Genomic DNA, 12280 nt, shown 5'->3' with positions numbered 1-12280 from the left:
TAAACCCTTTGTAAGTAATTGTAATTCAGATGCTTTGAAGAATTTTTACCAACTATTTACTAGTAATATGCCCCAAAAAATTTCCCTGAATCACCCTTTTTCAGCCGATTTTTCCAATGACTGTTTCAGGGCCTGTACCGCGCCATGATAATCCGAAGGCCGGGTTTCCTTGTAGTTGTCCAAGTGGAACTTATCCAATTTTTGAAGAAGGAGCATCAGCAGCTGCTTTTCCGCCTCGGTCAATGGCCCAAAGGCCAAGGCAGCAATATCCTTCATGTAATGCATCGTCTCGAACAGGACGCGCTGTCCTTTTTGTGTAATCTTGATGCGCTTGGACCGCTTATCCGTGGGGTCGTCAAATTCCTCTGCCAAGCCACTATTGACCAGGCGCTTGATGACTTCAATGCCGCTGGGGAATTCGGAAAGGAGTTCAGCAATCAGCTCAGACTTTTTGGGATTGTCCATGAAGCTGAGCGAAATCAGGTAACCCCAATCCTCCAGGTTGTTGAGCTCGCTGTGCAGGAGGGCCTTCTTGGAATACATGCCCGCAAACCTATTGAGACGGTTGACGAGATTGATCAGCCGGCCATCTACGGTGAAGCCAGGCTGGACCTGCTGCGCTGCAGATTCGCCCATTTCCGATAGGTATTTCAAGCAAAAGCCCCTGATGTCCAATTCAGGGTCATTTTCCGAATACCTATCCCAAAGGTTTACCAACTTTACAAGTTCCTTGCTCATTTCGATACAAAAACATAACAAATTTAAATCAAATTTTTTATTTCACTATGTTTTTGAATAATATTTCTTCTACATTTGTCGAAAAATTATGATTTCATAGTATTTGAAAGATTTTGAAAATCGAAAAAGTATGGGACCGTATGAAAAATGTCTGTCGATTTAGAAGGGTTTCAGCGTTGTAAATACCTGATGATGCGGCACTTATTGGCAAAGTGTGGAAAATCATTCAGCCAGTGGCATTTGTCCTTTGAAAATAATTACGAAAATTCTAAAACATTTAACACCGCTTTAAGCTTAAAAATCAAATTCATAACCAACTATGAGACTTATATTACTGCTATCTCTCTTTTCATTTACAAGCTTCAGTTCCTTTGCCCAAGGGGGCGAGATCCGTGGCCGGGTCTTTAACCCGATCAACAACGAGGGTATTCCCTTCGCCAACGTCGTATTGGTGGGCACCGATTTGGGGACAGTTTCGGATGAAAACGGGAACTACGCCTTGACCAATATTCCTCCGGGACTGTACAACGTGCGTGCGAGTTTCGTGGGGTATCGCTCCAAGACCTTTTTCGAAATCCAGGTTTCGCTCGCCCGGCCTGTCAGGTTGGACATTGATCTGTTGGAAGAAGCTTCTGACCTCAGTGAGGTGACTGTCGACGCGGAGTTTAGCCGCTCGGACGAGACGCCTATCTCGGTGAGAAGGCTCAACACCAACGAAATCGAGCGCTATCCCGGCGGAAACAGGGATATCTCAAGGGTTATCCAGTCGCTTCCGGGCGTGGCTAGTACCGCAAGCTTCCGAAACGACATCATTATCCGGGGTGGTGCACCCAACGAAAACAAGTTCTTCATCGACGAGATCGAAGTCCCTGTCATCAACCACTTCGCCACACAGGGCTCATCCGGCGGACCTGTCGGCATTCTCAACGTGAACCTGATCAAAAACGTGGATGTCATCACGGGTGGATTCCCGGCTGACCGGATGAATTCATTGAGCTCCTTTTTCAACTTCCAGCTCAAGGAAGGTAGAAAGGACAAAATGTTTACCCAAATGACCTTGGGTGCCAGTGAATTGACCCTGTCCAATGAAGGTCCCTTGGGTAAAAACACCACTTACCTGATCTCAGCCAGAAGGTCCTATCTTCAATTTCTCTTCAGGCAATTGGAACTTCCCTTCCTGCCTACCTTCAACGACTTTACCATCAAGACGACGACGAAGCTGAACGCCAAGACTGAGTTGACGTTTTTGGGTGTGGGTGCGATCGACCAGTTTGCACTGAACTTCAATGAACCGAGGGATGAGACCGAGGAGGAAAGGGAAAACAGGCTTTACCTGCTGGAAAGTCTACCCATTTCTTCCCAATGGAACTACATGACGGGTTTGAAATTGAAACGATTCAGGGAAAACGGCTTTTGGACATTTATCCTGAGCCGTAATATGCTCAACAACAGGCAATACAAATACGCCCAAAACGATGAGAGCAGCCCGGCAAACCTGCTGTTTGACTACACTTCCCAAGAGAGCGAAAACAAGTTCCGTGCGGAAAACTCCGTATTTGCGAAAGGCTTCAATTTCAAGTACGGCGTCAATTATGAGTATTCCCGGTATTTCATCAAAAATCTGGACCGGTCAACAGGCGCAGCAGATGGAGAGGTGATCTTTGCGAACGCCACGGCGTTTTTCAATAGCTACGGAGGCTTCGTCTCTGCCAACAAGACATTTCTGAACGAAAGACTCTTGGTCACTGCAGGCCTGCGGATGGATGGAAGCGATTTTGGACAGACCGCCCGCAATCCGCTGAACCAAGTCAGTCCGCGGTTTTCGGTTTCCTATCAGATCAAGCCCAACCTGTTCTGGACCGCCAATTCGGGTATTTACTACCAAAAGCCTCCTTACACTGCTTTGGGCTACCGTGACAATGCCGGAAATCTGGTCAACCAGCAAAACGACATACGCTTTATCCGCTCGACCCACTTTATCACAGGCTTCGAAAAGGTTATTCCTGAGAAAAGCCGCAGGTTCAGCGTCGAGGGCTTCTACAAGTTCTACGACAACTATCCCTCTTCCATCAGAAATGGGATATCCTTGGCCAACCTCGGTGCAGACTTCGGCGTCATCGGCAACGAACCCGTCAGTTCAGATTCGAAGGGTAGGGCCTATGGTTTGGAGTTTCTTGCACAGCAGCGTCTCTTCAAGTCCTTCTACGGTATCGGCGCGGTCACGCTCGTCAGGAGCGAATTTACCAACCCCAATACGGTAGGCTTTATCCCTTCAGCCTGGGACAGCAGGATCATCGTGAGCTTGACAGCAGGCAAGCGTTTCAAAAACAACTGGGAAGTCGGTGCACGTTGGAGGTACTTGGGTGGTTTGCCTTACACGCCAGTTGATATAGAGACCTCCTCCCTGATTGAAGTTTGGGACAAAAGAGGGCAGGCTGTGCTTGATTTCAACCAGATCAACGCCCTACGCCTGAAGGCTTTCCACCAGTTGGACTTCCGCGTGGACAAGCGCTATTTCTTTAACCGCTGGAACCTCAACTGGTACTTTGATGTGCAGAATGCCTACAACTTCCAGGCCGAGCAGCCTCCGGTCCTTGTGCCGGTCAGGGATACTGATGGCTCGATCAAGATCGATCCAAACGATCCGACAAGGTATCAGATGAGATTGATCGAAAATCCCGCGGGGACGATCCTTCCCACGATCGGCATCATCGTCGAGTTCTAAAAAAAAAAAACCGCCTTGGATCACCAAGGCGGTTTTTTTCTTGCCCCGATTGACTGCAATTATTGAATCGTTGCATGGCTGGGAAAGCTTATAAAACTTCAATGTTAAGATTTGTTATTGCGTCACAATCGATTGGACGTCTTCTAAATCATTTGAGGTATCCCAAAACGATCTATTAAACAGTTTCCAAGATTTCTCACCTCGAATTGTAATCGTTTCAACTTCTAAACCATCAATTTCTTCAAAGAATACCACCTCATCCTCCTCCGGATAGTAAGTAGCGGAGCCTAAGAAAATCAGTGAATCTCCACTAACTCTGAAAGCTTTTTTGGTGTGAGGCCTTCCTCCAGCCGACCACCATGCAGAAAACAGCATTCGTGCCTTGCCGTCGACCTTGATGTTGGGCAGAGAAAAGTTGCTGTTATAAACGAATTTTTTATTGTCGACATCAAAAAGAAAAACTTCTACCTCACTGTTCCCCCCCGACCCAGAAATAAATGTCCTAATGACAAGGTCTAAATTTCCGTCAAGATTGACGTCCAGAAGCTGTGTATCTAAAAATGGAGTGTTTAGGGTGTCAATTGAAATCGCCGTGCCGGAAATTTGATACAAGTTGGTCGTCGTATCTGATCCCCCAATTATTCCGAATTGAATTTCGTTGATACCTCCAGCAAAGACGCGGTTAGATCCATAATCCAACAATGTATCAAAACGTGAATATCTTTCTATTGTGTCAAGCATTGAGAAAGGACGTGGTGACACATCCAAACGCTCACGATTACCTTGGTTTTCTCTAAGTGTCAAACGCTCTTGCCCTGAAAAACAAGACGTAATTAGCAAACTGAGGATTGGAATTTTGAGCTGTCTTATCATTTTTTCTCCTCTAAATCTAGATTATTTGTTCAAGGCAGAAACCTGTATCGAACGAAATAGAGGTTTTCCTCGCTGCTATTGAAATATAGCATTAGTTTTTCTGACCTCCAATGGAAAAACTATCCTTTGGTGGTTTTTCAATGCTCTTGCGAAGTTGCTTCAAGCATTAGCATTCGAATTGACCTATTCTTAGATGATAGTGCAGCCCCAGACTACGATTAAGGAGAGGTATTCCGTCTATGCGTTAGAGATATTCCGTGTATTCCTTTACCACACTCCGTGTATGGGATGACTGAGAAATGACCATTTTTGACATAAAAATTGCTGGTCAGGGGAATAGCAAAAAAAAACGCCGAGGAAATCCAAGGCGGTTTTTCGGTCTTAAATATAGATTGGGTTTATTGTACGTTGATCAATGATTCGCGGCGGCGCATCTTGCCGGCGGGTAGTCCATACATCATCTTGAAGCGTCGGCAGAAATAGGCCGTATCCTTGTAGCCCACTTCCTTGCCGATATCGCGGATGCTTTTCTTGGATGTCCTGAGCAACTCGACGGCAGCCTCCATCCTTTGGTATTCGATGTAATCCTGCGGGTTGATGCCTGTGAGCATCTTGAAATATTGCCCCACATAATCCTCGGAGACGTTGGCGACCTTGGCCAAAACCTTGTTGGAAAGGTCACCGCCGATGTTTTTCTTGATGTAGTTGAAAAGATCGATGAGGCGTGGGTCTTTGAAATAGGTGCTGTTGGTCGACAGTTCCTCGACAAAAAGCCTGTTCTTCAGGATATGTCGTACGATCTCGATCACCAGCAATTCAGTCATCAATTTGACTACGCGCTCTTTGCCGGGGGTGTTTTGCTCGGATTCCTTGATGATGTCCTCGACGACCGTGGCAATGCGGTCGTTGAAACGAATCGCAAACGGCGGGATACCCAAAGAATGGAAGAAGTTCACCACGTCAAAGACCTTCGCCTCGAAGTTGATGATGGTGACACAGTCTTCCTCCACATTTTTTATTTCCTTGAAACTGATCGTTTGGAGGTATTTCCGCTTATTGTCGAGAAATGACTCGTTATTGATCTCGTTTCGCTTATTTTGGGTTCCGAATGCTACGTTGCTGAACCTACCTGCCGGGATAAAAAGAATCTCGCCCTCATTGACCAATTCCATTTCCTCCGAAAACTTGAGGCTTCCTTGGTGCAATAGGATCAGGGTATTCTCGGAATCGCTGTAATCGGATACTGTGACAGGTTTCTCGATTTTGAAGTTGTTTCCTTTCAAAAACCTGACTCCCACAGATTCAATTACTTTATTGTAATATTCCATGATGGCATGATTAAGGGTTGGGCCATAAAAGTATTATATTTTTCGAAAATCATAGACAAAAATTTTTTTATTTCATTGATTTACATAAAAAAAGGCATAAAAATTGGATTTTATGCCTTTAGATCGCTGATGGACAAATTTATCTTAAAATACTTCTGGATATCACTATTTTTTGAATCTCGCTGGTGCCCTCATAGATTTGTGTAATCTTCGCATCACGCATCAGGCGCTCTACATGGTATTCCTTTACATAACCGTAGCCGCCGTGGACCTGTACCGCCTCGACCGTTACCTGCATCGCCACCTCTGAGGCGTACAACTTGGCCATCGCACTGGCAAGGGAATAGTCTTGGCCCTGGTCTTTCAGCCAAGCAGCCTTCAGGACCAGCAATCTAGCGGCTTCGATTTGTGTGGCCATGTCTGCCAGTTTGAACTGGATGGCTTGGTGCTGGGATATCGGTTTTCCAAAGGCTTTACGCTCTTTGCTATATGCTAATGCCAACTCATAGGCCCCGGAAGCAATGCCCAAAGCCTGGGCAGCGATGCCAATTCTTCCGCCATTGAGTGTCTCCATGGCAAAAGTAAACCCAAAGCCCTCTTCCCCAATCCGGTTGGCAACGGGGACTTTGACATCCGTGAACATTAAGGAATGGGTGTCGGAACCTCTGATGCCCAACTTATCCTCTTTCTTGCCAATCACAAATCCCTCCCAGCCCTTTTCGACGATAAATACCGAGATGCCTTTGTGACCCTTGGAAGCATCCGTTTGGGCGATTACCAAATATACGCTCGCGCTGGAGCCATTCGTGATCCAGTTTTTTGTGCCATTGAGCACGTAGTGGTCGCCTTTAAGTTCGGCGGAGGTCTTCTGCGAAGTGGCATCAGAACCTGCCTCTGGCTCGGAAAGACAAAACGCGCCAAGGATTTCCCCGGTAGCCAACTTTGTAAGGTATTTCTGCTTTTGCTCCTCGCTGCCGTATTTTTCCAAACCCCAGCAGACAAGGGAATTGTTAACCGACATGGAAACTGATGCAGAGGCGTCGATTTTGGAAATCTCTTCCATGGCCAAAACATAGGATATCGTGTCCATGCCGCCGCCGCTGTATTTTGGGTCGACCATCATGCCCATAAATCCAAGATCGCCCATTTTTTTGATTTGCTCATAGGGAAACCTAGCTTCGGTATCACGCTCAATCACACCGGGAAGCAACTCAGTTTGGGTGAATTCTCTTGCGGCATCCCTGACCGCTATTTGTTCTTCAGTAAACTCAAAATGCATAGGAATATTTGGGTTGATATTTAGCGGGGAAGTTAGGGCAAAAAAAAATAAGGGACAATTTCTCGCCCCTTATTGTAAACTCATTTTATCAATTTCGGTTTCCTATTCTCTATTTCCGAAGAATATGAAGATGTAGTAGGCCAAGGTGGCCAATGAGGCCAAAGCTGCTACTACATAGGTCATTGCGGCCCACTTCAAGGCGTCCTTTGACATCGCGTGTTCTGAGGCAGTCACAATACCTCTTCTGTCAATCCATGCCAATGCACGGTTGCTGGCGTCAAATTCCACAGGAAGCGTCACGAGGGTAAACAAGGTCATCACGCCGTAGGATCCTACGATGATATAGCCAACAAACTCGTACGGCAATTTCAAGGCAAAACCACCAAAAAGGGAAGCGATCAAGATCACGTTTAGAATTTTGCTACTCACATTTTGGATCGGCACCATGGCGGAACGCATTTTCAGCCAAGAGTAGGAGGTAGCATGCTGCACGGCGTGACCGCATTCGTGTGCGGCAACTGCGGCAGCGGCGGCGTTTCTACCATAATACACGTCAGGGCTCAGGTTGACCGTCTTGTTCATCGGGTTGTAGTGATCAGTCAGTTGGCCTTCTACGGATACCACCTTTACATCATGCACATTATTGTCCGCAAGCATCAGCTCGGCGATTTCCTTTCCGGATAGATTGGCCCTCAAGGGCGTTTGGGAGTACTTCTGGAACTTGCTTTTCAGCCTACTGCTGACCACATATCCCAAGATTGCGAATACGACAACAATCAGAATAATCATAGCTCTATTTTTGTTTTTGAGTTTGGATACGAATTTAAGATGATTTGGATACTTTCTTAGAAGTTATTTTAATGAAATATGCCATCGTTATCAATCCCAGCAAGACGATCACAATGAGTTGACTGCTATGGATGATCACGGCGAATATTTTCCCCTCCTCTTCCTCCAATCCATACACCATCAAAATAAACGCCACCAATGCATGGAAGGTGCCAATTCCCCCCTGCACCGGTGCAATCATGCCAATACTACCCATCACCATCACCATGAGGATCGAGCTATATGCCAAACTGGCAGTGGATGGTATCGCCCAAGCCACCAATACCATCATTAAATAGTAAAGCAGCCAAAGCCCGACCGAACTGCCCCAGAATCCCCATTGGTTGTCTACTTTTCGTACACTGAGGATACCGGTGATAAAATCCCGAAAGAAATGCCTGATCTTCCGCACCGTAATGTTTTCTCTGTATTTGTAGAAAAGGAGATAAAAGAAAAGGATTGCGACCAAAACTCCCGCAATGCCGATCGGGAGTATCGTTCCGAGGTTTTTTGAAACCATATCCACATTTACTAAGTCCGCGACCAGGTCGAGGAAGGTATTCCTTTCCCAAAAAAAAGCAACCAATACGGTCATGATCATCAAAATCAGATCCACCGAGCGTTCTAGCACGACAGTCCCAAGGAGGCGACCCATGGGGATTTCCTCGGATTTTGACAATACGCCGCACCTGCTTACTTCGCCTGCCCGGGGTATCAGGAGATTGGTGAGATAGCCAATCATCAGCGCAACGAATGACCTTCCTGTCGAAACTTGCGCCGAACCATCAGCCTCTATCAGCAACTTCCACCGCCAAGCTCTTACCCAATATCCATAAACCCCCACCATCAACGACAGCAAAAGCCACGAATAGGAAGTCTCCTCCAATGCTTCGCCTAGCCTTTGGATGCTTACATCTTTGTACAAAAACCAAAAAATCCAAGCGGCAAGTACCAAAGATACGCCTACTTGGATCCATTGTTTGGTATTGAATCTCACTGTATCAGATCAGTTTGTTATGGTCGTCCGGAAACACGATCACCGGCTTGTACTTTTTAGCTTCCTCAAAATCCATTGAAGCATAGGAGATGATGATTACTACATCTCCTACCTGTGCTTTTCTTGCGGCAGGTCCGTTGAGGCAAATTTGTCCGGAGCCGCGCTCGCCTTTGATAAGATAGGTCTCGAGTCTTTCTCCGTTGTTGATATTTACGATTTGGACTTTCTCGTTTTCGATCATGTTGGCCGCATCCATAAGATCCTCGTCGACCGTGATACTACCGACGTAATGGAGCTCAGCCTGGGTGATCTTCACCCGGTGGATTTTGGACTTCAATACCTGAATGTGCATGGACTTAAATTTTGCGCGATATTAATCAATTATGGGCAGGTTGTCTATCAGCCGTACCTCACCAACGTAGGCTGCGGTGCAGATGGATGAAAGGTCGCGTGGGTTGAAGCTCTCTAGAATCTTGAAGGTGTTGGGATCTACCAATTCGAAATACTCCAAGCGACACAGCGGCTCTGATTCAAATAGCTGAACTGCTTGGTTTTTGACTGTCAACCAATCTACACCCCTTAAAAGTTCGGATTTGGCAAAAAATAGTGCTTTCGAAAGGACCAATGCAGCCATACGCTCATTGGGATTGAGACGCATGTTTCTCGATGAAAACGCTAACCCATCAGCCTCCCGCACTGTGCGTACTACATCAATTTTGACGTCAAAGGAAAGGTCACTTACAAGCCTTTTGATGATGGCCACTTGCTGCAAATCCTTCTGGCCGAAGAAGGCGACATCAGGTTTAACAATATTTAACAGCTTGGAAACGACGATTCCGACGCCATTGAAATGGCCTGGACGGAATGCTCCCTCCAGCACTTCTTCTAAAAGTCCAAAATTGAGTCTCAACTTTGGATTTGAAGGATATATTTCCTGATTTTCGGGGGTAAAAACGATATTCACACCGATTTTATCCAATATTTCCAAGTCTTTGTCCAAAGTTTTTGGATATTTTTCGAAGTCTGCCGGATTATTGAATTGGGTCGGATTCACATAAATTGAAACTACCACGACATCAGTAGATTCTTTTGCTTTTTTGACCAATTCCAAATGTCCTATGTGTAGCGCGCCCATTGTAGGCACCAATCCAATTGTTTTTCTGTCATTTCTAAAAATCAGCAAGTTGGAATTGAGCGTTTTTTTGGTCAGATGGACTTTCACGGGATTGTACTTTGCGAATGTAAAATAGAGGCAAAACTATGTTATTCCCCAGAAATACAATGGTTTTACCGTATTTTTTTTGTATCTTTGTGCGTTTATTATCACTCAACAAAACAACAAGGTATGTCTAGACTCCGTATTCTCTACGTCGCCAGCGAAATCAATCCCTTCCTACAGACTTCAGAAGTGGCCAATTTCGTAAGGCAGCTGCCGCAGGCGATGCAAGAAAAAGGGATGGAAATCCGCATTCTTGTGCCCAGGTTTGGGCTCATCAATGAGAGGAAAAACAGGTTGCATGAGGTTGTGAGGCTTTCCGGGATCAACATTGCCGTAGGAGAGGAAGAGAAGCCGCTGATTATCAAGGTGGCGTCGATTCCGAATGCCAAGCTCCAGGTGTACTTCATTGACAATGAAGATTATTTCCAGAGGAAGAGCGTATTTCATGACAAGCATGAAAAGTTTTACGAAGACAATGACGAAAGAGCCATTTTCTTCTGCAAGGGAGTCATCGAGACGGTGAAAAAGTTGGGATGGGCACCGGACGTGGTGCACTGCAACGACTGGATGACCAGCCTCGTGCCCATGTACCTGAAGACGACCTACAAGAACGAGCCGCTCTTCAAGGATACAAAAACGGTATTCGCTATTTACAATACCGGATTTAGCCATAAATTTGGCGACGATTTATTCGAGAAGGTCAAGATGGTCGACATTGACGACGCGATTTTGGCACCTCTCAATTCAAAGGACTACGAAGGATTCCTAAAGATTGGAATGGAGTATGCCGACGTGGTGATCAAAAGTGAAGAAATATCAGAGAACCTAAGCCAACTCGTAGAAGAGTGGTCTAAAAACAAGAAGTGTGAGATCCATAGCGAAGAAGAGCAGGAGATTTTTGAGAGTTATTACAACATCTACACTGAACTTGCGGGCTAAGCTCGTCGGTTTGTGTGTTCCAATTGCAGCCATCTTATCATCCTGTGAGGATCCATCCAACATTGGTTTGGAATTGGACCCAAACAACAACCAAATAGGGGTATCTTATATCGAGATACCCCTATCTGCTGATGTAGTGCAGCGGGACTCGATTTACACCACCAATGCCGGTGTGGTACAGTACGGGAGATCGGAAAATGACTTCTTTGGAATAACAGAAGCCATCGGGTATTCGAGGTTATTCTTTAACCGGGACGTAGCCCGCCCAAAAGAAGGAGCGAGGCTAGATTCGGTGAAGCTGAATATCAGTTTCAGGGAAGTGATAGCGGAGGAATTGCAGACTCCAAAAAAACTCAGCATCCATCTTTTGCAGGAACAGATTCAGGACAAGGACTATTATTCGTTCGATGGTCTCGCCTATGACCCTGTGCCGACATTTGAAGCAACGATCGATTTTCGAGCCAAACAGGACACGATTGTAACACTTCCTGTGGACAATGCCTTTACCGATTTGGTTTTTGAGGAATTGGTCGACGGCAGATATTTTGGGGATATATTCTCATTCCGTGAGTTTTTGCCCGGATTGGTATTCAAAGGAGAAGACGCGTCCTTTTCCACCCGTGTTGGAAACAACACCGGCTTGATTTTTTACTATACCAATGACGGCGATACCATTTCCAGGGCCTATCCGATAGCCACTGGCCTCAACTTTAATTTGGCAAGGCATTTTACCCAAACTGTAATTGACCGTACGGGGACACCAACGGAAGTGGTCCAAGAGAAAAACAAAGCCTATAATCTAGGACAGTTTGCAGGAGGAAAGTCGACCTATGGTATGGTCATGAAGTTGAATACAAGCCCCCTTGATCAATTTCTGGATACGCTCGAAAACGTCACGTTCAACCAAGTTATATTGGAATTCGGGCCGCTGGTGTCAGATACCTCCGCAAACTATCCGCCCCAGTTTCTGAAGATGTTCTTCACCAATGAGACCAATCAGATTCTTGTCAGAAAGGATGGGCTTCCGATGATGGTTCAACAAGACGGTACACAGCAGGTTGATCTAGTCACAGGAGAGCCTGCATATTCAGATCGTCCCGCCATACTGGCCCACCTCCGGGATGAAAATATCTACAGGCAGTTTTTGACTTCCCATATGAATGCTGTTTACCGTGAACAGATACCTAGAAGGGATTTTCTGCTGTTTCCCGGCACCGCACAGGCAGATGATTTTGCAAATTCTTTGCGAGAGTACCAAGTGGATCAAAGCAAGATAAAACTCAGAATATTCTATTCGAAAGGCAGAACCCTGTAGAATACCAGTTTTTATGAAAGCTCCTAATTGGGAGCTTTT

At 45.9% G+C, this 12280-nt stretch carries 11 protein-coding genes; 3 read left to right on the top strand and 8 right to left on the bottom strand.

What is annotated here, in order from left to right:
* Nucleotides 1–90: 90 nt before the first annotated feature.
* The gene (locus C943_RS15665; RefSeq protein ID WP_040480973.1) at nt 91–738 is read right to left on the bottom strand and encodes a MarR family winged helix-turn-helix transcriptional regulator; all 648 of its coding nucleotides are present in this window, start codon (nt 736–738) and stop codon (nt 91–93) included.
* 319 nt (nt 739–1057) lie between these two features.
* On the opposite strand from C943_RS15665, the gene C943_RS15660 reads away from it, so the two are divergent.
* The gene (locus tag C943_RS15660; RefSeq protein ID WP_008629697.1) at nt 1058–3463 is read left to right on the top strand and encodes a TonB-dependent receptor; all 2406 of its coding nucleotides are present in this window, start codon (nt 1058–1060) and stop codon (nt 3461–3463) included.
* A gap of 114 nt (nt 3464–3577) precedes the next feature.
* On the opposite strand, the gene C943_RS15655 is transcribed toward C943_RS15660, so the two are convergent.
* The 7 genes from C943_RS15655 to panC all read right to left on the bottom strand — a co-directional run bounded on the left by C943_RS15655 (nt 3578) and on the right by panC (nt 9990).
* A complete protein-coding gene (locus C943_RS15655; RefSeq protein ID WP_008629696.1) occupies nt 3578–4336 on the bottom strand; it encodes an XAC2610-related protein in 759 nt (252 codons plus the stop codon).
* A 398-nt stretch (nt 4337–4734) separates the two neighbouring features.
* Nucleotides 4735–5664: a helix-turn-helix domain-containing protein gene (locus tag C943_RS15650; protein ID WP_008629695.1), complete on the bottom strand. Its 930-nt coding sequence runs from the start codon at nt 5662–5664 to the stop codon at nt 4735–4737.
* 139 nt (nt 5665–5803) lie between these two features.
* Nucleotides 5804–6943 (bottom strand): acyl-CoA dehydrogenase, encoded by a 1140-nt coding sequence (locus C943_RS15645; protein ID WP_008629694.1) that lies wholly within the window; start codon nt 6941–6943, stop codon nt 5804–5806.
* Nucleotides 6944–7045: 102 nt separating this feature from the next.
* Complete coding sequence (locus C943_RS15640; protein WP_008629693.1) at nt 7046–7732, bottom strand: zinc metallopeptidase; 687 nt, start codon at nt 7730–7732, stop codon at nt 7046–7048.
* 34 nt (nt 7733–7766) lie between these two features.
* Complete coding sequence (locus C943_RS15635) at nt 7767–8768, bottom strand: lysylphosphatidylglycerol synthase transmembrane domain-containing protein (protein WP_008629687.1); 1002 nt, start codon at nt 8766–8768, stop codon at nt 7767–7769.
* Nucleotides 8769–8772: 4 nt separating this feature from the next.
* Complete coding sequence (panD, locus tag C943_RS15630) at nt 8773–9120, bottom strand: aspartate 1-decarboxylase (RefSeq protein WP_008629685.1); 348 nt, start codon at nt 9118–9120, stop codon at nt 8773–8775.
* Nucleotides 9121–9141: 21 nt separating this feature from the next.
* Nucleotides 9142–9990, bottom strand: a complete 849-nt coding sequence (gene panC, locus C943_RS15625) for a pantoate--beta-alanine ligase (protein WP_008629683.1) — start codon at nt 9988–9990, stop codon at nt 9142–9144.
* 123 nt (nt 9991–10113) lie between these two features.
* Here panC and C943_RS15620 point away from each other — a divergent pair, with 123 nt between their 5' ends.
* Both C943_RS15620 and C943_RS15615 read left to right on the top strand, forming a co-directional pair.
* Entirely contained in the window at nt 10114–10926 is an 813-nt protein-coding gene (locus C943_RS15620) for a glycogen/starch synthase (protein ID WP_008629679.1), read from the top strand.
* Nucleotides 10927–10993: 67 nt separating this feature from the next.
* The gene (locus tag C943_RS15615) at nt 10994–12241 is read left to right on the top strand and encodes a DUF4270 family protein (RefSeq protein ID WP_008629677.1); all 1248 of its coding nucleotides are present in this window, start codon (nt 10994–10996) and stop codon (nt 12239–12241) included.
* The last annotated feature ends 39 nt before the right edge of the window (nt 12242–12280 follow it).

The organism is Mariniradius saccharolyticus AK6 (genome assembly GCF_000330725.2).
Classification (GTDB): Bacteria; Bacteroidota; Bacteroidia; order Cytophagales; family Cyclobacteriaceae; genus Mariniradius; species Mariniradius saccharolyticus.
Note: the sequence above shows the minus strand (reverse complement) of the source record. Positions and strands in the feature narration are given on the sequence as shown.